Here is a 22,345-nt window from a genome sequence, read left to right on the forward strand (position 1 = left end):
GGCGCGGCCGGTCGAAGGCCGGCGGCAGGGTGACGGTCCAACCGGCCGGCGGGGCACCACCCACCATCGCCGTGATCAGGACGCCGGCCTGACCCGTCGGCTGGCGGGTGCGAGCGGATTGTCCCTGGCGCAAGGTGCCGACGACTCCACGGTGACGGTCAACTCCCAGTCGCTCCTATGGGGACGCCGCTCACCGGCGACAGCGACGATCCCAGTCGCGGGTCAGCGATCGTCGACCCGCTCGGCGATCGCCCGGCCCAGCTCCGCCGTCGTCCCGGTTCCGTGCAGGTCGGGGGTCAGGGGCGCCTGGTCGGGCCCGTACGCCAGGACGTCCTCGACCGCGCCGAGCAGGTGGGCGGCGGCCTCGGGGTGGCCGAGGTGTTCGAGCATCATCGAGCCGCACCAGATCTGGCCGATCGGGTTGGCGATGCCCTTGCCTGCGATGTCGGGGGCGGAGCCGTGCACGGGCTCGAACAGGCTCGGGTGATCACCCTCGGGGTTGATGTTGGCGCTCGGAGCGATGCCGAGCGTGGCGGTGCAGGCCGGGCCGAGGTCGGAGAGGATGTCGCCGAACAGGTTGCTGGCCACGACCACGTCGAACCACTCCGGATGGAGCACGAACTGGGCAGCCTGCGCGACCGCGACATCCACGCCGGGCAGTATCACGTCCCCCTGGCGCTGCTCCCGCTGCCGGAGCGGTTCTGACTGTGAGGCTGGCCGGGTCGGCCCGTCGGTGATGAGCTGATGGCTGGCGGCAGTGGACGTGGCCCTTGCGCCGACTGGCTTCTGCTTCGTCTGAACCGGACCGGGCCTTGCTGTAGTTCGTCGCCCTCGCGACCCGCCGCCCGATCGACCTGCTACCTGACCGGGAAACGGCCACGCTCGCCGGCTGGCTGGCTGGCCGATCATCCGCAGATCCAGGTCGTCTGCCGGGACCGGGCCAACGCCTGCGCCGACGGCGCCCGCACCGGAGCACCACAGGCCATCCAGGTCGCCGACCGTTGGCGTCTGTGCCACAACCTGGCCGAACACGTCGAGAAGACAGTAGCCCGGCACGACCGCTGGCTCACCGAAGCGCTACGGCCATCGTCACCGTCAGGACCGGACCTGGGCCAGGTCACAACCCAAGGCCAGGTCGACCGGGCCGAGCAAGGACTGCTGCTCCCGCGTCTGCGACGCGGCTACGTGCAGGTTCAGGCACTGAGGGATCCCTCGACCGGCGATCGGACTTGAGTGGGCACGAAAGCCTGGACTCGCGTTCGCCGGTCGGCTGAGCTGGACCACCAGCCGCAGCAGAGCCCTGCGGGTGGTACGTGCGCCGCCGGAACCCGGCACACCAGCACCCACCTTGCTCGACCTAGAGGGCTTTCTCCTCCGCCGAGTCCGCTGCTACGCCACCGTGCTGATTGGCTCACACCCGCCGTCGGATCGACATCCTACGAATTCGACGATCGCGGGGTCCCGGGTAGCCGTTTGGTATCGAGCTGTGCAACAGCAGTGGTTGATCAAGGAAAACTTTCCCTCGATGGCCCTGTAGCGCTGCCTGTGCATCATACAGCGTCTGTTTTTTCCAAGATCGCAGTCAATTTGACAATTCTTTGGACGGCCCGCAAAGCGCCTATGCGTCGGTAAGTGACCTGCGCTCGGTTGAGGTCCCTTATCGCCTGGCTGCGGTCACCCAACGAGAGGGCACAGCGGCCGGCTCCTTCGATTGCCCTGGCTTCCTCGCGGGGATTCTGCGCGCGGCGTGCAAGTTGTAGGGCCTGCTGGTGGTGGTCGAGTCCTTCCGATGGTTGATCGTGAGCGAGTAGCAGCTGACCGAGTTGGTTGAGCGCGTGGGCTTGACCGAGTGGGTCGTCGACCTGCCGGGCGATGGCCAGGGCTTGATCATGCATTGTGGCGGCTGCCTCGCGTTGGCCGGTCAGGCGTTTGGTGGCGCCAAGCTGGTTGAGCACGTCGGCCTGACCGACCGGGTAGCCGAGCTCGCGATAGAGGACCAGCGCCCGGGTGAGCGAATGTTCCGCGAGTGCGTATTCACCGCTCGCACAGCGAATGGTACCGAGGTAGTTGAGGGCGTTGGCCTGGCCGAGACGATAGCCGAGTCTGCGGTGGATCGTCAGGGCCTCGTTGAGGGTGCGCTCTGCCGCAGGGTAGTCGCCTGTCTCGTAAAGTGCGACGCCGAGGTAGTTAAGCGCGCGAGCTTGTCCGTGGCGGTCTCCGAGTTCTCGATACATTGTCAGAGCCTGCTCATGGGCTTCGATGGCAGGCCGGTAGTCGCTGACAACCTGCCGGGCGCCACCGAGTTGGTTAAGGGCGTCGGCCTGTCCCTGAAGGTCCCCTAGGACGCGGTATATGGCCAGTGCCCGTTGCAGAGCCTGCGCCCCGGCGAGATGGTCGTAAGCTTGATGGTGGACGACACCGAATTCGTTGAGCGCGTTGGCTTGCCCCTGAAGATCGTCCAAGTCTTCGTAGAGGGCCAAGGCCTGTTCCAGGTTCTGCGTCGCCGCCGAGTGATCTCCCGTTCGTCGACATACGCTGGCGAGTTGAGTGAGGGTGTCGGCGATCCCCTGTCGGTGGCTCAGCTGCCGGTAAAGGTTCATAGCCTGGTACAGGGCCTCGATCGCCGATGGATAGCTCCCGGTCATGCGGTGCATCGTTCCGAGTTCGCGCAGGCTGCCGGCGCGGGCGAGGCGGTCGCCGGCCTTCTGGGCAGCGGCCGCTGCTGCCTCGTGTAGTGAGATTGCATGATCCCACGGCCCGCTGTTGCGCAGGTAGGTAGCGCTGGCAGCCGCAAGCGCAATGATGCGATGTGCCTGGTGGCCGGCAAACAGCACGGGAAGGCAAGCGAAGAGATTGGCCCGTTCGGCATCCATCCAAGCCAGCGCCTCATGGCTGGTGCGGATGTTCGGCAGCGCGGCGGGGGCCGGGGCAGGGGTGTCGGCCGGTCGCCGGCCGGGGCGAGAGAGCTGCTGATTCGCTACGTGGGCGGCGTACTGGTAGTAGTTCAGCAACCGAGTGGTGGCTTCGGTTGTGTGCCGGATGGGATCGCGGTCGGCTCTATCTTGGGCGTAGTCCCTGATGAGGTCGTGCATGCGGTAGCGGCCTCGGGTGGGTTGGTCGAGGAGGTGGTCGTGGTAGAGCGCGTCGAGTTGTTGTTGGGCCCGGGTTGGCGTGGTGGCATCGAGCGCGGCTGCGGCGTGACGGTCGAGATCGGCGCCTGGGTGCAAGCCCAGTCGACGAAAGAACCGCCGCTGGTTGGCAGGTAGCCGGCGGTACGAAAGGTCGAAAGCCGCGGCGACTCCGATATCTTCGGCATGCATGTGGGCCAGCCGATGGTTGGCCTGCGTCAGTTCTTGAACCAGATCGGCGACACGCCACTGCGGCTCCGGACGGAGCTTTGCGGCCAGCAGGCAGATCGCGAGTGGTAGGTGTCCACAGAGGCGTACCAGTTCATGTATGGCGGCAGCCTCCGTTCCGGTAGTTGGTCGGTCGGCTCTGGTGGCGAACAGTGCGGCGGCGTGCTCGGGTGCGAGGGTGTCCAGCGGTACTGTCACGGCGGCGTGACAAGCGCTCAGGCCGGTGAGGCGTCGTCTGCTGGTGATCAGGACGAGGCAACTGGGCGCGCCGGGTAGGAGGGGTTCGACCTGCTCTCGGCCGGCAGCGTTGTCAAGGATGATGAGGGCTCTCTTGCCGGCCATGCGGCCGCGCCATAGAGCAGCCCGTGAGTCGGGGTCCGCGGGAATCTGCCCAGCGTCAACTCCGTCGGCGGCAAGTAGCCCGAACAGAGCGTCGGTGGGACGGACGGGGGCTTGGCCGGGGCTGTGGGCGCGCAGATCGATGAAGAATTGCCCGTCGGGGAATCGACGCTCCAGCAGGTGTCCGGCGCGGATCGCCAGTGCACTCTTGCCGATGCCGGGCATTCCATCGATCGCGTGGATGGGAATCATGTCAGCGCCGTCGAGTAGAACCGTGACGTTCTCAATCAACTCGCGAAGTTCGCGGTCCCGGCCGGTGAGAGCTGCGGTGTCTCGTGGCAGAGTATTGCCGACCGCCGCGGCTGCGGGTGCCTGCCTGTCATAGATGTATTGGTCTCCCGCTGCCTGATAGACACGCCTGCTGCTGCGGGCCTGCAAATTTCGGTTTGCGATCGAAGGCGGGCCTCCCACCCTGCCCGAGGGGGGTGGGGTGGTGGTAGGCGTAGCCTGCCGCTGCCGCTCGCGTGCATCTGGGCGCGGGTCATTGGCGGTGGCGGTCATCGCGATCGCCTCCGTCTTTGGACCCACAGGTGATGGTCGAGGCGCCGGCGTCTGGTGTGCTCGTTGCGGACGTGATCACTACCGACTTCATGGAACTTACCTCCTCGATACGAGAACCTCCTTCCACGGTAGAGACAAGAGCCGATGTCATGTTGAGTCTGTCGCCTATCTAAAAGATCGGCTATCGTGGATCACGATCCGCTCGACCTGAGACGAGCCGGTCACGACCAGCATTTATGCAAGATTTATTGCCGCATCGCGACGTCGGTGATGGCGAGTCCCAGATCTCTCACCCGTTTCTTTCATCTTCCTTCCTGTCCTCACGGACAGGCCTAAGCCCACACCGATACGCCTGATTTCGCGTTCTGTGAAACCAACGTGCTCGCTGCCGTACCTGACATTGGTATCGTCGTATTCTGGATGACCTTGTGTCTGGGACACCGGAGGTGGAACGTGCCTGATCCCGTGATGGTGGCTGTGGCATCGGCGCTCGCAGCCAAGGCCGCAGAAGGACTATCGGACGGCGGACGGGCCGCCTTCGCTGCCCTAGCACGGCTCGTTCGGCGCAAGCTGCGTGCTGATGAGGTGGAGTCCGAGGGCGTCTTGGAGGTGGCTCAAACCCGGTCGGATGACGAGACCTGTGTGCGACGTCTGGCAGTGGCCCTGGAAGCCGTCGCGGCCAGGGACCAGAAATTCGCCGACGAACTGAACTTCCTGTGGCGTCACGTGCGGGACCAGCAGACGGCCGGCATCAGTGTGATCAATCAGGTGACGGGCGCGGTGAGTGGCAACGTAGTGCAGGTGCGCGACGTCCACGGCGGCATTTCTCTCGGTCCGCTCGGGCCGACAGGCTCCTAACCGTCCGCTCGCCCGACCCGCCGTCGATGTGCCTTGACGGTCATGGATCTGCTGTGGTCCCGTAGTCGCAGGCAGACCGCCAGGTCAGCCTGGGAAAGTGGGGCGGGGTATGCGCGATGTCGCGGGCCAACCGAAACGATGAGGTCAGCAATGTACTGCGCGGCATTGCTGGGCCGACAGTGCAAGCCGGCAAGATCGATGGAGGCGTGCACTTCCACCACCTGGATGGGACAGGCCTTCCGATCCCATGGCAACTCCCGGCACCACCGGCTCACTTCGTCGGACGAGATGACGAACTGGCTGAGATCGACCAGCTGCTGACCGAGCCCAGAACGGGCCCGGCCCTGATCGTCATCAACGGCACGGGTGGGATCGGCAAGTCCGCTCTCGCCCTGTCGTGGGCGCACCGCGCCGGCGCACAGTTTCCCGACGGGCAGATGTACGGACACCTCGGCGCCTTCGATCCCGCCGGACCGGTGCCCCCGGGAGAGGTACTGGCCCAAGCGTTGCGGGCGCTGGGGGTCGCCCCACAACGCGTCCCCGCCAAAACTGCCGAGCAAGCCGCGATGTTCCGCTCTGTCACCGCAGGCAAGAAACTCCTCCTACTGTGGGACGATGCCCTGTCGGTAGCCCAGGTACGCCCGCTGCTTCCGACATCGTCGTCGTGCGTTGTCCTGGTGACCGCACGGTGGCGTCTGGGCGGCCTGGTCAGCGACGGCGCCCACTTTTTGATGGTGGAACCGTTACCAGAACCTATGGCCACCGAACTGCTCAGCAGAGCGGTCGGCGTCGACCGTACCGGCAGCGATCCGGCGGCAACGGCCTCGCTGGTTGACCTATGCGGCGGTTTCCCGATCGCGTTGGCAGTGACCGGGGCCAGGCTCGCGACCCGACCCCGTTGGCCGATTCGTCGCCTTGTCAAGGAGCTGACCGAAAAGCACCACCGACTGCGCGGCCTTGGCGGGCGAGAGCAGGTCTCGGTTCAGGGCGCGTTCGATCTGTCCTATCAGCAGCTGCCCGACCCAGTCGCCCGGTGCTATCGGACCCTGGGCCTGCATCCAGGAGCCGAGTTCGGCCTCGAGGTCGTAGCAGCAGCGCTTGAAGCGGGCGAGGAGGAAACCGCCGCACATCTGGATGCCCTCCTAGAGGCGAACCTGCTCGTCGAGATCACCGCAGACCGGTACCGGGTACACACCTTGGTTCGCCTGCACGCCCAACAACATGCCGAGGCCGACCCAGACCACCCGATCCTCACCCGACGCATTGTCGAGTGGTACCTCGCCGGCGTCTCGGCCGCAGACCACCTGCTGACCCCGTACCGCCGTAAGGACAGGGACAATCCCTTCCTCGATTCAGGCTCCTGGAACGTTACACTCGCCGGCCGGGACGAGGCGCTCACCTGGCTGGAACGAGAACGCGGCAACCTCGTCGCAGCGATCCACCATGCCGCCACCCATGACATGCCGCTGCTCGCGTACCAGATTGCGGATGCGCTCTGGCCCTTGTTCCACTATCACCGGCACCACCAGGACCGGATGCGGGTGGACCATCTCGCCGTGCTGTGCGCCCGGCGACTCGAGGACCGCGACCGCGAGGCGCGAATGCTGCGTCGGTGGGCCTTTGCGCACTTCGACCTTGCCCGGTTCGATCAGGCGCGAGAGCTGTTCGAGCAGTACCAGGAGTTGTGCCAGAACAGCGGAGACCAGTACGGAATTGCGGCGGCTCTTGAAGGGCTCGGCCTGGTCGCCCTCACGCAACATCGGTACCCGCAGGCCACCGAATACTTCACCCGCCAACTCCAGCTGTGCCGGGACTTGGGCGAGCACCGCCGATGCGGGTTGGCGCTGCTGAACCTGGCAACGGTAGAAAACGAGACGGCACAGCACCAGAGGGTGTTGTCCCTCCTGCACGAGGCGGCGTCGATCTTCGCCAGCCTCGACGACATCGACCCCTACAACGATGCCCGCGTTCGTATTGAACTCGGCCGTGCGCTGGGACGCCTCGGCGAACATCACCCGGCCCGAAAACAGCTGACCCAGGCCCTGGAGGAGATGCGGCGCCTAGGCTCTCCGCGCGGCCAGGCACAGGCGCTGCACCGGCTCGGCGAACTCGCCTTGACCCAGCAGGAGTTCGCCGAAGCCCGCATGCACCTGACCCAAGCCCTTCGCATCTATGAGGCGAACGACGATGCCGAGTCCGCCCAGGTGCGCCACCTAGCCACCCTGATCCCACCTCCCGACGGTGACCCGGACCGGATGCCGTAGCCGCAGCTGCGCCAACTCAGCCCCGCTGAGAAAAACGGAGGTGGGCTGACGGTGGCCGACGCGCCATCCCGCGTAGACGACGGCGTCGCTGAGAGCCTCGGCTGGATTACCCTTCGCCAACCAGCTGTGCAGAAATGTGGCAAAGAGGCTGTCGCCCGCACTGGACGTATTCCGTACTCCCAACGGAGCCACCGCCTCGACGGTGACCAGGCGCCCGTCACGCAGGCCGAGGATGCTGCCTTGTGGACCGCAGCCCACCGCCGCCATCGCTGCGCCGGGATACCGGATCAGTACTTGTGCAATCCACTCGGCAGCGGGGCACGGCAACTGCTCGCCACTACAGAAGATGATGTCCGCGACATCGAGCCACGGCCGATGGTAGGTCTCGTTGATGTCGGCGATCACATTGACGTCAACCGCGATCCGCACGCCCTTCAACACAGCAGCCGGCAGAAGCTCCCGCACGAAATCGACATTCGTGAGGACCGCAAGGTCGGCTCCGGCCAATGCCTCGACAAATCGATCTTCCGGATACCGGATCGCGTTGACCACTGTCAGGTGCGGATAGACCATCCGCTTGCCGTCTGGCGCCACCAGCACCACCGAATGAGAGGAGCCTGGTCCCTCAATTACCCCCGGACCGTCTAGACACGCAGCACGTAGTTGCGTCCGCACGAGTCCACCAGCCCCGTCCGCCCCGACAATAGAGCACAAATCGACGTCGTCACCCAGGTTACGGAGAACGGCCGCGATCTGCGCCCCCGCACCGCCGAGGCCGGCATCGACCCATGCGGGAGTCGAGACGGATGCGTACCGGACCGGAAAACCGTCAACCGCCAGATGCACTGCCAGGCTCGCCACTCCGGCCACCACTATCCTGCTTCCCATAACGGCACCTCCTCACCGCTCGACCAGCACCGGCGGACCAACCGGGGTAGCCTCACCGCCACCGTCCAGCGGTGCCAGCGCCAAGAGCCGGTACATCTGTGCACGCAGCAACCGCGCCGCCCGACCCGGCTCGGACGTGACCGCCGCGGCCACCGGAAGGTGCGCCCCGGGTCGTCTCGCCCGCATCGCCGCCTCCAGTTGTGCTGCCAGCGGCTGCTCCATCGTCAGCGCTGGTGTCGCCGCTGCGAGCACCTCTGCGACGGAACCAGGAGGGGTGCAGCCGGGCAGCCGGCGAGCACGCAGCACCGGCACGCCGGCGGCTGCGGCGTAGGTGGGGACCGAGCCGTGGTCACCCAGGACGACGTCCGCAGCCATGACGAGTCCCCGCCAAGTCGTCGGCTCCACCACTCGCATGCCAGTGCCCAGATGCTGACGCAACCAACTCAGAACCTGCCGACGGCCATGGCACCACACACCCGGATGCATCACGAGCCGCACCACGTAGCTGTCCCGCGGCAACTCGTCCAGCCGTGCGAACAGTGTTCGCCACGAACGACCCAACAACGACTCCGGCCCCCAGGTAGAACTGACAGCGACGAGCGTCCGCGCGTCATCGACACCGAGCGCCTGCCGGTAGGCGCGGCGCCCCGACGCGGACGCGCGCAACCGATCTAGACACAGGTCACCGACGACCTCCGCCACCACCACCGCCTGCGGACACTGTTGGGCCAACACCGGCATCACGTCCCGGTGCGACACCGCGACCATCGCCGGAACGAGCCGCCCGTACCAGGTCAACCAGGGTGCACCCAACCCCACCACCAGGCCACTGGCCGGACCGCCCAACGCAGGTGGAGCCCACTTGTTGTTCATCACCCCGTGCGCCAGCATCACGACGTCGCCGTGCAGCTCATGCACACCTGCACAGTCCGCAGCCACAACCAGGTCGAAATCAGTCTCGACCGCCTGATCCCACGGGACTACCACGGCGCCAAGACCGCGCAGGTAATCCTGGACACCGCCGCCAAACAGGTCCGGTGCCTGAGTGAACACCACCTGGACCCGCCGGTCGCATTCGATCAGCTCAACCGCGTCCAAGACATGCCCAGCGCTGGCGAGAGTATGAACGACGGCCAGCACCATCCGCTGCGTCGCCGCAGTCCTCCACCGCGCCGCGCCTTTGCCCACCGGAACCCGGATCCACTCCTGTGCCATCACCCGTACCTCGCCTCCTCACAGTCACGACATCGAGCCCAGAGGATGCACCCAGCCGCCAGACACGAATGCAGGCAGCACATCGGACACGAAAGCGGACACAACTGCGAACAGCGGAGGTCAGCGGGGGTAGAAAAATCCGAAAGAGACAAAGGCCGCGTAGGAATGGGACACTGCCAGCAGGCGAGGCAGCGGCGCGCGGGAGACGAGATGGATCTTCGACTGCTCGGCAACGTCCTGATCCAGGCAGATCACCGAACTATCGACCTCGAGCGCTCGGCGGAACGTTGTGTGCTTGCCACGCTCGCGTTCAGCCCCGGTCACCCAGTCCGCGTCGACACCCTTATTGACAACATCTGGGGTGACCGCAGACCGAACAAGGCCGAACAAACAGTCGCAAGTTACGCGCGCGCCGTTCGCCGCGCGATCGAGGAGGCCGGCGGCCAGCGTGGATGGCTTCTGAATCGTCGCCCCCGCGCCTACGAACTACATGTCATCCCAGCCGCCGTCGACTACCACCGCTTCACCGCACTACTCGCAACCGGACGGGCCAAGACCCGCAACGGCAACCATCACGAGGCCATCCTAGGCTACCAGCAAGCCCTCCACCTCTGGCGAGCCGATCCCCTCGCCAACGTCAACGGCGACTGGGCCGACCGGCGCCGACACGCTCTACGCCAAGAGCGCCTCGACGCCCTCTGCGCCCTATTCGAACTGCAGCTCAAGACCGGCGACCACGAAGCTGTGGCATCCGAAGCCACACGGCTGGCCAACGAAATCGTGCCCACTGACCGGCTGATAACGCTCGCCATTCAAGGGCTGGCCCACTCCGGTCACGCCTCCATGATCCCAGGTTTCGTCAGCCGTGCCGCTGAGCGGATGTGGACCGCGGTCCAGGTCCGACCGGGCCCGCACATCGACGTACTCGTGCGTCGTCTGGTGCGCGGAACGGTTGCGACCGATTCGAACGGCTGGTCCGAGCACCTGCCGTTCTCTCCAGCTGAGGCTATGGCCGTCGCCGTGCAGGCGGACGAGGACGAGGCTCCCGAGGCCGTCGACCCATCCGTGATGGCCTCAGCAAGGCAGGTATCGGCGGATGGCATTCACGGCGGACAGGCTTGGCAGAGCAGCATCACGATGACAGCAATGTTCAGCAAGAACGTGTACCAGGCAGCCGGCGATCAATATATTACCGAAACGTAGGGTGCACGTAGCGTACGGCCATGTTGACCGCATGCTGTTTCGGCTTCGATACGAGTCGGAGGAGCGCTGCCGCGGTGGTTCGGTTCCTTCTGCGACACGTTGACCCGGGCCCTAGTGGGCAGCCAGACAGGGTGCCGAATGGTGACGACATGTGCACTAAGCGTCGCGTTGGCGGCGGTCGAGGGGCGCACTATCTCGTCAACATCAGCTCCACCAGCCAAGATGCCGCAATCGCTGGTTGCTGTATCCTTGCGCCCGCAAACCCAGATGACGTCCGCACTTCACTCCATTGTGGACGGCCTGGTATGCTAGGCGCCGTCATACCCCGGGCGGAACGAATGCCTGCATACGGGAAGAGAGCGTCGCGTGACTGAAGCCGAGAGCGTCCGCCCCGGGAAGCTGTGCCGCAACCCCTTGATGGGTCGTGCCTCTAGGCCGCTTCCGCGTACGTAACGATCGAGCTCGTCGGTCCAACCGCTTGCTGTCGTGCCGAGACAACTCGCCTCGAACGACGCTCCGGGTGTTGAGAAGGCTTACCAGCAAACCCGACCATGCTGGCTGGATAGCTTATGCGCGGGGATACCCCCTCGAACAACAACGACGCACTCGCGCGGCCCATCGTTACTTTCGCTGCACAAAATCTCCGACCAGCAAAATGGAGCATCATAGTGCCCACCCCACCCGTCATAGCAAAACGTCAGTTCCACTGGGAGTACTGTCCACCCGCCGACGTCACCGCGCGCTCCTCCTTCCCTTCAACCGTCGGGGATGCGCTGCCCAAGGGGGATGGAAACAGGAATTTCAGCGGACCGACAAGAGCCACCTGGACAAAGCAATCGCGGTGCAGCCGAACGAAACAGGTCCCAGAACTGGTGAAGCCGATCTGACGGCTGGGCGTCGCACGGAAGCCCCGGCAGGTAACGGCCGGGGCCTTCGTATTGGTCGTGACCGAATACACCTACGCCGACTCTTTTCCGTCATCCACGCCTGCAATGCCAAGGCTTCCGCTGACTCTTCTGCCCACTAGGAAACCGACAGGATGTGCCCTCCCCGGAGGCTAGATCTACGACCGGGACTAGGAGAAAGGCAGCCCTGAGTAGGGGTAGCTGATACTCGCCACAGTGCATATTCTCGCGAATTCACCCGAACCTTCGACTGAATGCCTTCACATTGCTTTTCTCCGCCTGATTGCGAAGTCACCCGCCGGGCACTCGTAGCGCACTTCCGTTGCTCCCGGCAAGGCAGCTCGAAGCGGACAAGCATTCGCTGGCAGCGCCCGCAGTCGTCGCCGAGCTGGCCGGTGCCCGGAATACTTGGTGATCGCTTCCGGCGCTGGGTGCGACGTACCAGGTCGGCAAACCCGGGGCCCTCGGTACGAAAGACGACCCCTGGATTCGCGCCAAGGAGTGATCCCTCGGCCGACCAGACGATGTCGCCCACGACTGCGCTGGACTCCAGGATCGGCGTGCAGGGCCGGACGTTAACCCCCTCGCGGCGGGCGTCTCCCACAATCTCCTGCTCTGGGCGCTGAGCAGCCATGACATGTCGAGCCGCAGCCTCGCCTCGAACGCCACAGGTGAGTCGGGGGGCACTGAGAGGGTGACAACCGTGCCGAACACCGAGATCACCTCAACCTCGATCTGTAGCTCTTGCACGATCAGTAGCGCGCGTGCTCCCTCAGCGCTACCAATTTCACTCTGCGCCTCGTAACGGACCAGGCGCCGTGTCGCGGTCTGTCCCGTCTCCCGACCGTCCAGAAGAGGCACGTCCGTCTCGGTACGCCGGCTCGTAACCCTCGCCAGCTCGTCGGCAAGTGCCCGGCACGCGCCGCGCGCCGCCTCGTTCCAGCCGGGCGGTACCGGCCCGACCGGCGGTACGGCTTCCGGCTCGCCCAACCCAACCGACTCCGCCAGATGTCGAACCTGTGCCTCTGCACGCCGTGCGAGACGGTCACGCCTCGTCGGCCCTGCCTGGGTCCGCTGCACTGGCGCTGCGGTACTCGGCCGGTTCGCCGGCACCGACAAGGCATCACGACGCTCGGCGGACGGTGCGGCCCAACCCCTCGGTACCCACAGGTCGCCGCAGAGATCCGCAAGACCATGGGTCCGGCACGTCTCCCAGAGCACGCCTACATCGACCCGAACGCCGGCCTCCTGCAAGCGTGCGATCAGATGCTCCCGGGAGACGGGTCCTGCCGCCAGTGTCTGCTGGACGATCCTGACAAGCCTCGTAGGCCGTTTGCCGGCCATATGCGAAACCTCCACAACCAGTTCGACGGCTCGTCGGCCGCATGGTGCAGCGGTTCGACGGCTCGTCGGCCGCATGGTGCAGCGCCATTGGTTCGTCGCTCTCACCTTCCGGACACGACAGCGATGCTCGCCATCGGGCTGATCAGGGCGACACGGGACCCGCGTCGTCCGTCAACAGTGCGGACTCCAGGTCGTTGAGCAGGGCATGCACAGGGGCCCAGCACATCCGAACGGTGTCCAGGTCCGGCACCAGCCCGTACTGCGCCTGGTGGCGGGGGTGGACGAAATTGCGGTAGTCGCGCACCTTTTCCATGAAGTCTTTGGCATCTGTCTGGATCCACTTCCGCTGGTGGGCGTGATCCAACAGGAGATGCAGACTCACACGGTCGATGGGGATCCGGCGACCCCGACGATCGACGAGGCCGCTCGCACGGGCCACCGAGTCGCGCCGCACGACGATCGAATGAAGCAGGCCTTCCACGAAGCTGCCGATACCGATGATTGCCAACGCAAACGCGCCGTTGCTCTGGCAGATCGACGCCTCGTCCGCACGAGCCATCAGGATGCCGACGGTGTTGTCGTCAGCGTGCCCGGCGAGTCGTCCTATCCGCTGTCGAAGATCTGGCGGCTGCTCGTACAGAGGAGCGTCGCCCGCCTGATCCAACTGCCCGAGCACCGGACGGCCGCCGACGTAGGTGACGGTCAGCCGCTCGGGAGCCAGGATCCGGTTGAGTTCCTCGGCAACTGGCTCTGCCGACTCGAGCCCTCCGTCGTATTCGAGCGGGTCGCAGATCCGGCAGAGCAGCCGGTCGAGCGCCGCGCTGTCGTCCGCGTGCGCGACCAGCATCTCGGTGAGCCAGGGCACCCGTGGGGAGCCGTCGTACTGCGGATCGCCGGGCCAACGAACCCGGTGGAGGAACCGTTCAATCTGCGCTCCGGTCCGTTCGTACGGACCGTCGATGTCGCAGATCAGGCGTGCTACCCGTTCGAGGGTCAGCGGGTCAACGACGAGCATCAGTAGGCCTCCCGGTCGGCGCGCTGCTGCGCAATCTCGAGTGCTTCGGTCAGACGTTGAATGATGACGGAGCCCCGCTTACGGAACCCGAGTTCGGTCATGGCCTCCTGCAGGCGTTCGTCCCGGTCCCGTTGAAGTTGGTCGCTCAGCAACCACGCACTGAGCCGCACCAGCTGCTCCCGGGTGTACTCGGTGATCCGGAGACCACTCGGGACCATCGGGCGCGGGCCGCGGCGGGAGGCCGGTGGCGGTGGCGGTGGGGCCGTCCGGGTCGGTTCCGCTGGGGGCGCCTGGAGCTTGCCTGCGCGGTCGGCCCGGTCGACCGCTTGCTTCCACCGAGCCACGAGCCGAGCCGTCTCACCGGCGGGATCCCCGTACCAGTCAGTCGACCAGATTCGGTGGAACTCCCAGCCGAGCCGCTCCAGATGCTGCTGACGTAGCCGGTCCCGGTCCCGGGCGCTGTGTGCCCGGTGGTACGTGTGGCCGTCGGTCTCCACTGCGAGCACCATCCGGCCAGGCTGCTCCGGGTGGGCCAGCGCCAGGTCTAGCCGGTACCCGGACACGCCCCACTGCGGCACGGCGCGAATGCCCTGCTGCTGTACGGCGTGTAGCACGCTGCGTTCGAGGCCGTTCAGCTCCACTCCGGTGTGCTGTCGCGCGCCGAGGTCACCGTCGAGCGCGACAAACTCAAGATAGCGGCGCAGTAGTTCGGGACCGCGGTTCTTCGTCGCCGTCGTCTGGCTCGGATCCATGTCGTGGTGCGAGAAGGCGCTGACCACCGTCATCCGGCTGCGCGCCCGGGTCACCGCCACGTTCAGCCGCCGCTCGCCGCCCTCCTGGTTCAGCGGCCCGAACCGCAGGGGAAGCCGCCCGTCCCGGGTCTTGGCGTAACCGATGCTCAGGATGATGGCGTCCCGCTCGTCGCCCTGGACGTTCTCCAGACTCTTGACGAAGAAGCGCTGGCTCGCGGCACGGTCCTGCGAGAAGAAGTCGTCGAGCTGCTCGTGTTCCCGACGTCGGCTGCGCAGCGTCGCCTCGATCCGCAGCGCGTGCTTCTGTCCCATGGTGATGACGCCGAGGCTCTCGTCGGGCCGCTGCTCCGCATGCTCCAGGACCAGGTCGACGACCCGGTCGACCTCCTCCGGCGATGAGCCCTGGCCGGGTACGACCCGACCGTCCACCACCTCGTGCCGCAGCGGGCTGTCGACCCGTACGCCGGGGAAGGTGACCAGGGACCGATCGTAGATCTCGACGTTCGAGAATGCGATCAACCGCTCGTCGCGGCTGCGGTAGTGCCAGGTCAGGCGGTACCGGTCCGAGATCAGGCCGCCCAGGACATCGAGGACCGACTCGTAGTCGTCGAGGCTCTCCTCGACGAGATCCTCGTCGTCGCTCGACGCGGACTGTTGCGCCAACCGCCGGAAGAAGGGCGTAGGGGGTAACTGCTTCGGGTCCCCGGCCACCACGAGTTGACTGCCGCGCATGATCGAGGCGACGGCGTCGTGCGGCTCGATCTGGCTCGCCTCGTCGAAGATCACCATGTCGAACAGTTGCGCGGCGGGAAGGATGCGGCTGACCACGAGCGGCGACATGGCCCAGCACGGGAAGGCGGCGAGAAGCACCTCCGGCGCGTCGCCGAGCAGCCTCCGCAGCGGCAGGTGGCGGCTCTTCTTCGCCGCCTGTTGCCGTACCAGGGTGTTTTGGTCGGGATGGGTGTCACGGATCTTGCGCAGATTGACAGCGACGTTGCGCCGGACCCGTGCGGCCGTCGAGCCGATGTGCTCCCCGTCCGCCACCCGGAAATCCTCGACCACGCCGGCATGCTGCTTGCCGACGAACTGACCGAGGTATGGCACCCGCATCCGCATCTCGTCGAGAACCACCTGGAGCCAGGCGTACAGCAGCCTGTCGGCCGCCTCGGCGCTCGAAGCCTGCCGGCTGGCGAGATCGTTGAGCAGGTGCGTGAGCCCCAGCGCGCGGAGCCGCTCCTGCCGCTTGTTGAGTTCCGGCATCCGGAACAGGGTGTCGCGGTCGGCTGCCAGATCGGCCACGGTGCTGGACGCGCTGGTCGCCGATCCACGATCGAGGCCGTCGATACGCGCGCAGGCGGCGACCGCGGCGAGATGGTTGCGCACCTGGACGAAGGAGGACATGCAGAGATTGGCGCCGGCCAGCGCGGTCGGTGCACCGTCCCGCCGGCTGAGCTTCTGCCACCGCTCCCGTTGGTCCATCGCGGCGACCAGACCTCGATAGATCTCGGAACGCTGCCGTGGCGCGGCCGGGCAGGTTCGCCGCAGTTCGCGGCGCAGCCGCATCCGGCGCAGCAGGCCGATCGGCTCCGGTCGGCGCGGCCGGAGCCGCCTCGGCGCGACGGCGTACACGAAGTCGTCCAGGCCCGGACCGAAGACATCGGCACCGTAGCTGGCGATGCTGCGATCCACCTCGCCGAGTAGGTCGAACAGCTCCGTCCAGGCGGCGAGGTTGTCGGGGACGTCCAGCCCCGCCCGGTCGACGAGCTCCCTGATCTGCTGCTGTGCGTCCTGTAGCGCGCCAGCGGCGAGTTGGTCGAGGTGCACGAGGACCCCGGCGACGTCGTCGGAGGTGTGGATCGCGGCCTTCGCCCAGGGCGACTCCCCGCGCCAGATCCGCAGGCCACCACTGTCCACGTACGCCCGGAGGTCTTCCCGCGCCATCTCGATGGCGTTCCGGTCCAGCTGGCGCAGGTTGGATGCCCGCAGGTTGTACCGGCTCACGTCGTACGTCGGCAGGGCGAGCAGCTTCTCGATGACCTGGAATGCGCTGAGACCCCAGGGCTGCCGCACCTCGTGCAGCTCGGCCGGGTGCCGCTGCGCGGCGTGGCGACGGTTCCGGAGCCGGTGGTGCAGCTCGGTGGCCTCGACCGGAGGCTCGGCTCCGGCCTGGGCCAGGACCTTCGCGATGCGCTCGGCCACCCGACGCTTGCTGATCTTGCGGTCGTGCAGGTCGAACACGAGGTTGTCGAGCCCGACGTCACCGAGCCGGTTCATCACCGCCTCGATGGCGGCCCGCTTCTCGGAGACGAACAGCACGCTACGGCCCATCGCCGCCATGAAGGCGATGATGTTGGCGATCGTCTGGCTCTTGCCGGTTCCGGGTGGCCCCTCGATCACCACGTGCCGTCCGGCGAGCACGGCATCGATGACACGCTGCTGCGACGAGTCCGCGTCGTGGACCAGGAACTCGTTGGCCGGGTCGATCCGATCGGCGCTGGAACTCGGCTCGGATGCGGGCTGGGTACGCAACCCCTGCCGGGCAAACTGGTCTCCCGCCATCGCCCCGATCACGGGGTGGAGCGCCAGCAGTTCGGCCGAGTTTCGCAGGTCCTCGACCATGGGCAGCTTGTCGAAGCTGAAGACGCCGGCGAGCACCGCCGGTTCGAGCTGGAGGACGAGGCCACTGGGCGCGACCGCTTTGGCGATCAGCTCGTACGCGGTGTTCAGCTGCTGCCTCGGATCGGAGTTCTCGGCCAGCATCGCGGTCAGCCGGTCGCCGAGCGCGCTGATGTCCGCCTCCACGCCGTACTGTCGCTCGAGCGCGTACAACAGGACGGGGTTGATCTCGGGCGCCTCGGGCAGCTCCAGCGTGAAGTCGTTCTCGGTGGCGGTCCGGCTCTCCAACGCCATTTGATGCAAGATCAGGGGCGCCCGAAGCGGTTGCATCGGCACCGAGCCCCGGGTGTACGACCCAACCATGCAGACAAGCCCGCGGGCTACCCATCCGGCCTGGATACCCTGCTCCTCCTCCAACTCGACCAGTTTGCGCCGAAGTCCGCGGGCCGTCGTGCAGGCGGCATTGTGCCGGTCCTGGTCCGGAAAGAGTGCCCGCAGCCGCACTTTCTGCCCGCGCAGCAGGTCGACGATCCCGTCCTCGACCGCTCCGGCGAGGTCGAGCGTGCTGGCCTGCCGCTCCTTGAAGTAGAGCAGCGTGTTTCGGGGGCCGAAGTCGATCAGTCGATCCGCCCACCGACTCGCGGCCTGCCGGACGAGGCTGAGCGCATCCGGTTGATCAAACATCATCTCGTCTCCGTCTGATGTGATGTGGTGTGCGCAGGGATCCCGCCGGACCGCCGGCGGAGGCAAAGCCCTCCAGAATAGGGCTTCGGAAAGGCTCGTCAATACGCTTATTTCCGACAGTGGGATGTGATGGTCCAGGTCGCGAACGGCACTCACGGATTCGGTTGTGTCAGCCGCTCGAGCAGGACGCCGACGTCGTGGTGCCAGGAGTGGAGTTCGGCGAGGGTCGGCGCCAGCTCGTACGTGTGGTGGTGCATGGCCCGGGAGAGCCCGTGCCATGCGGTACGGGCGAGCAGAGCCGTCGGAGCCCCCGCGAAGGACGGCAGCGCCAGGAGCTGGTGCCGCATCGGACAACCCGCGACGGTCGGAGCGGCCCGGTCCCAGTAGCGGCGTAGTCCCTTTTCCAGGGCGAGTCGGGTAAGGCAGGCGCAGCCGCGCTGCCAACACCGGCGCATGCTCGGTCTGGGCTCTACGAGCAGGCCGGCTGCCTCGTCGAGAAGCTGCTGCGGAGTCATGGCCGGCTCAACCTCCGCACTAAGCGCCGCGCGTCGTCGACCAGGGTGATAAGGCTGGCGGTGGGACCGCCGTGCGTGCCGGTGTTCGCGGCGCGGACCACCCGGGTCGCGGCGGAGTCGATCCGATTCAGCTCCGCGTTCACCTCGTCGAGACGCTTGCGGTCGCCGAGCAGGGCCAGCGCGAGCGTCGGCCGCAGACCCTGTGCCTCGCCGATCGCGGCTTCGATGTCGGCGATGGAGGTGCCGGTACGGAAGCCCCGGATCCGGATTCGCTCGTGGCAGGCGTACTCGATCGCGTCCCGGAGGAGGTTGCAGACGACGGTCGTCTGCACGGTACCGGCCATCTCCTCGTCGCAGGCGATGGCCCGGGCGTCAGCGAGGTAACGCTGGGCGGGGTCGCCGCCGCCGGTGACGGTGACGTGTGACCGGGCGAGTCGGCTGACCGCCAGGATCCGGGCGTCGAGCTGGAGGTGCCGGGCTGCGGCGGGGAGCCGGTCGTCGTGGGTGAAGACGATGACCTGCCGGTGCTTCGCGACGGCGGCGAACACCTGGGCGAGACCGTAAACCTTCGCCGGGTCCATGGACTGGACGGGATCGTCGATGACGAGGAACCGGAACGGGCTCTCCGGCATCGTGGCGCGCGGTAGGAAGAGCGCCAGGGCGAGGGAATGCAGCTCACCCTGGCTCATCACGCCCAGGGCAGCACTGGGTACGCCATCCACCTGCACGTCGAGGTCGACCCGACGGGTGCTGCCGGTCCCCGCGAGCTTTATCGCGCCTAGTTGGACGTTGCTGTCCTGCCGCAGGGTGTTCCAGATCCCAGTGGCCTCGGCGGCGACCGGGGCCAGCTTGTCATCGCGGATCTTCGCCCCGATCGTCTGGAGTTCCCCGATCGCGGTCTTCAGGGCCTTGAACATCTCGGCGGCGTGCCGGCTGGTGCGCTCGGTGTCGATCCAGCTCCGAATCTGGTCGGTGACGGGCTGCCACGCCTGCCGGCGACGCTGCAGCGCCGCGCGGGCGGCGGCCTGCGCCGGTGCCAGGGCGTCGAGCAGGGTGCCGAACGTACTGGTCGCCGACGCGACGATCGCGCCGGAGTCGGCTGTGCTGAGCAGCCTGTCCCACCTCTGCCAGGCTGCCCGGAGGTCGGCGGTAGCAACCTGCTCGGGACCGAGGTCGAGGGCGAGCGCGGGAGGTGCTGCGGGCACCGCGCGGCGCAGTGCCACTCGTGCCTCGCGCTCGGCGCGGTACGCGGCCTCGAGTTGCTCCGCTCGCTGGGTGAGCCGGTGCAGTTGTGCCCGCGCGTCGGCGGCCCAGGCCTCGTCCAGGGTGCGACCCCCGCACACCGGGCAAGGCTGGTCGGGATGGGCGGCGTGGTGCTTCAGCGCGTCGCGGAGCAGCCCGGCGAGTGCCCTGGCCTCGTCGACCGGAGTGCCGGCGAGGTCGTCGATCTGGCGCAGTGCGTCGCGGAGCCGCTCGACCCGGTCGGAGACTTCGTCCCGGTCGGGTAGATGCAGCAGGTCAAGCTGACGCAGCGGTACGACGATCGCGTCCTCGGCGGCCTCGGCGCTGGTCGTCAGGGCTTCAAGCTGGTCAAGGTCGGCGGTCCGGCCGGCAAGAGCCTGCTCCGCGAGCCGGGCGCGCGGATCCGGGTGCTCGGCGAGCACAGCCCGCAGTGTCGGAAGGCTCTCCCCGGCCTGCTTCCGCTGCTGGTCCATGTTCCGGCGGGCAGCCTTCAACATGGTCTCGATCTCGACGAGCCGACCGAGGCCGAGAATGCGTTGCAGCGAGTCGTACATCTCGCTGGGCCTGCCCCCGATGAGTCCCCCGAGTTCGGAGTAGGAGAGGAAGGGGCGGTAGAGCTCCAGCGGCCTGTCCCAGGCGAGATCGGCGACGGACTGGCGGCGCCGGCCGGCGGCCTGGAGGAAGGTGCTGCCGTCGCCCAGGCCGGCGTCGCCGGGCCAGTGGCACTCCACCACGGCACCGTCGCGCTGCCCTTCCACCCCGAGGCGGACACGGATCCGGGATTCGCCGCTGGCGTGCAGGTTGCGCCAGCCCTGCTGCCAGATGCTGCTGCGCCCGGCCCAGCGCTTGTTGTTGCCGGTGAGAGCGAACTCGGCGGCTTCGGCGAAGCTCGACTTGCCGGATCCGTTGCGGCCGGTGACGATCGTCAGTCCAGGTCCGGGGTGGAGGTTCAGGGTGGTGGTGGGTCCGATGCCACGGAACCCGGTCACCTCGATGCTGGCGAGATAGGTGCCGATCGGCTCGGCGGGCTCGCCGTCCGCTTCGGGTGCCCGGGGCCGCTGCGGCGTCGTACCGCCGAGGACGGCGTCGAGTTCCTCCTCGCCGAGCAGGGCGGCGACGATAAGGTTCTCGGCGGTCGCGGGCAGGGCAGCCCGGTCGAGGTGATCGAGGATGAACTGGTCGACGGTGGTGTGCGGGTCGGCTGTCATGTCGTGCCTCCTCATCACGTGCGTGGGGGTAACGGGGCCGCAGCACCTGTGGTGACCGGCGGAACTGCGGCATCCCGTCCTGAGGTGCCGTCAGGGGATGGTCGGCCGGAGCTACCGGCCCCGGATCTTGCGCCCGCTCTCCGAGTCGGGGTAGAGGATGGCGTCGGCGACCCGGCCGCCGGAGTCCTTGGCGCCGCCGCCGAAGTTGAGGACGCCGGCCGCGTTGGCGCTGGCGGCCACGCCGTCCCAGTACCGGGCCTCCCGCTCCCACCGGACGCCGGCCAGCAGGTCGGACAGGTCGGTGTCGGCCAGCGGGAGGCCGGTGGTGGCCCAGCCGGTGGCCTGGTGTGCGGCGATGCCGATCCCGGCCAGCACCGCCGGGGCGGAGGCGGCGGACCGGGCGGCGAGTTGCGGGTGGAGCTGGGTGAGCAGCCCGGACAGCAGCGGTACGACGCGCCGCCGCACCTGTTCGGCGGTCACCCCGGCGGGCAGATCGCTGTGCCGGACGGTGGCCGACGAGAGAGCCAGCCCGGGACGGCCGTAGATGGTGGTGACGACGAGGACCCGCAGCGCCGAGAGCGTGACCAGTTCCGGGTCGGTTTTGGTGAGCTGCCGCTTGCGGGACTGGACGAGCCTGGTGAACGGGACCATCTCGCCGTCGTGCTCGACCTTGACCGCCTCGGCGACCCGATGCGCGAGCTGGGTGCCGAAGTCCCGCTGGTCCATGGACATCGCGAGGTTCTTGTCGACCGAGACGCCCTCGACGTTGCGGTCGTAGAAGATCTGCCGGGCGTCCTCGACGCCCAGTCCCCAGTAGAGCTCGAACGGCAGCCGGACGGTGTTGAGCTGCTGGTAGGTCGTGCCGTACCGGTCGGGGTCGTCGTAGAGCTCGTGCAGCGCGGTCACCTGGGTCTCGCCGTCGATCGCGACGACCGGTGAGCCGGCGAGCAGGGTGATGCGCCGGATGCCGCTGCCGGGGACGAGTTCGTCGCTGACCGCGCCGGGGTCGTCGGCGAGCCAGAGCGTGATCGGCGGGGTGGACCAGCCGGAGCCGAAGTCTCCGTTGATGCCGGAGGCGATGTAGCGGGCGTAGCTGGCGACGTTGCGTCCCTTCTGGCTGGCCTTGAGGGTGCGCTGCACCAGGGAGCGGATCTCCGCGTGGCGGCGGATCGCCCCGGGCGAGAACTTCATCGCCCGCCTGTCCTCCTCGACCTTCGGCGACGGTACGAGCTGAAGGAGCGCCGGCAGCCCGATCGTGCCGACCACCGCGTCGGCGCGGAACGGGGTGACGGTGAGCTGGATGCCTTCGACGGCAGCGGTGGGCATGGTGATGGACACGACGCGTCCTCCAGGAATGGGGGGTGAACAGGCCCGTCCGGT

12 protein-coding genes are annotated in these 22,345 nt (G+C 67.2%); 3 read left to right on the forward strand and 9 right to left on the reverse strand.

Features of this window, described 5'->3' with window-relative positions; translation table 11 throughout:
• Positions 1–222: 222 nt before the first annotated feature.
• Together ACQEVC_RS01645 and ACQEVC_RS01650 are read right to left on the reverse strand one after the other, a co-directional pair.
• The gene (locus ACQEVC_RS01645; protein ID WP_432872660.1) at positions 223–651 is read right to left on the reverse strand and encodes an isocitrate/isopropylmalate family dehydrogenase; all 429 of its coding nucleotides are present in this window, start codon (positions 649–651) and stop codon (positions 223–225) included.
• A gap of 899 nt (positions 652–1,550) precedes the next feature.
• Positions 1,551–4,256 (reverse strand): ATP-binding protein, encoded by a 2,706-nt coding sequence (locus ACQEVC_RS01650; protein ID WP_432872662.1) that lies wholly within the window; start codon positions 4,254–4,256, stop codon positions 1,551–1,553.
• Positions 4,257–4,709: 453 nt separating this feature from the next.
• Here ACQEVC_RS01650 and ACQEVC_RS01655 point away from each other — a divergent pair, with 453 nt between their 5' ends.
• Together ACQEVC_RS01655 and ACQEVC_RS01660 are read left to right on the forward strand one after the other, a co-directional pair.
• Positions 4,710–5,114, forward strand: a complete 405-nt coding sequence (locus ACQEVC_RS01655; RefSeq protein WP_432872664.1) for a hypothetical protein — start codon at positions 4,710–4,712, stop codon at positions 5,112–5,114.
• Positions 5,115–5,230: 116 nt separating this feature from the next.
• Entirely contained in the window at positions 5,231–7,378 is a 2,148-nt protein-coding gene (locus ACQEVC_RS01660) for an ATP-binding protein (RefSeq protein WP_432872665.1), read from the forward strand.
• On the opposite strand, the gene ACQEVC_RS01665 is transcribed toward ACQEVC_RS01660, so the two are convergent.
• Positions 7,328–8,266: a carbohydrate kinase family protein gene (locus ACQEVC_RS01665; RefSeq protein ID WP_432872667.1), complete on the reverse strand. Its 939-nt coding sequence runs from the start codon at positions 8,264–8,266 to the stop codon at positions 7,328–7,330. The genes ACQEVC_RS01660 and ACQEVC_RS01665 overlap by 51 nt on opposite strands.
• Positions 8,267–8,278: 12 nt before the next feature.
• Positions 8,279–9,481: a hypothetical protein gene (locus tag ACQEVC_RS01670; protein ID WP_432872669.1), complete on the reverse strand. Its 1,203-nt coding sequence runs from the start codon at positions 9,479–9,481 to the stop codon at positions 8,279–8,281.
• A gap of 210 nt (positions 9,482–9,691) precedes the next feature.
• On the opposite strand from ACQEVC_RS01670, the gene ACQEVC_RS01675 reads away from it, so the two are divergent.
• Positions 9,692–10,684 carry an AfsR/SARP family transcriptional regulator gene (locus tag ACQEVC_RS01675; protein WP_432872671.1) on the forward strand — a complete coding sequence of 331 codons (993 nt, stop codon included), beginning with the start codon at positions 9,692–9,694 and terminating at the stop codon, positions 10,682–10,684.
• A 2,391-nt stretch (positions 10,685–13,075) separates the two neighbouring features.
• Here the strand turns inward: ACQEVC_RS01675 and ACQEVC_RS01680 are convergent.
• The 5 genes from ACQEVC_RS01680 to ACQEVC_RS01700 all read right to left on the reverse strand — a co-directional run bounded on the left by ACQEVC_RS01680 (position 13,076) and on the right by ACQEVC_RS01700 (position 22,303).
• On the reverse strand, positions 13,076–13,948 hold the full coding sequence (locus tag ACQEVC_RS01680) for a hypothetical protein (protein WP_432872673.1): 873 nt from the start codon (positions 13,946–13,948) through the stop codon (positions 13,076–13,078).
• Complete coding sequence (locus ACQEVC_RS01685; RefSeq protein WP_432872675.1) at positions 13,948–18,156, reverse strand: AAA domain-containing protein; 4,209 nt, start codon at positions 18,154–18,156, stop codon at positions 13,948–13,950. The genes ACQEVC_RS01680 and ACQEVC_RS01685 overlap by 1 nt, the downstream gene beginning before the upstream one ends.
• Positions 18,153–18,515, reverse strand: a complete 363-nt coding sequence (locus ACQEVC_RS01690) for a hypothetical protein (RefSeq protein ID WP_432872677.1) — start codon at positions 18,513–18,515, stop codon at positions 18,153–18,155. Before ACQEVC_RS01690 ends, ACQEVC_RS01685 begins: the two co-directional genes overlap by 4 nt.
• Positions 18,512–20,965 carry an AAA family ATPase gene (locus ACQEVC_RS01695; RefSeq protein WP_432872678.1) on the reverse strand — a complete coding sequence of 818 codons (2,454 nt, stop codon included), beginning with the start codon at positions 20,963–20,965 and terminating at the stop codon, positions 18,512–18,514. The genes ACQEVC_RS01690 and ACQEVC_RS01695 overlap by 4 nt, the downstream gene beginning before the upstream one ends.
• A gap of 111 nt (positions 20,966–21,076) precedes the next feature.
• The gene (locus tag ACQEVC_RS01700; RefSeq protein WP_432872680.1) at positions 21,077–22,303 is read right to left on the reverse strand and encodes a DNA sulfur modification protein DndB; all 1,227 of its coding nucleotides are present in this window, start codon (positions 22,301–22,303) and stop codon (positions 21,077–21,079) included.
• Positions 22,304–22,345: the final 42 nt, after the last annotated feature.

This window comes from Plantactinospora sp. CA-294935 (genome assembly GCF_050936445.1).
Lineage (GTDB): Bacteria > Actinomycetota > Actinomycetes > Mycobacteriales > Micromonosporaceae > Plantactinospora.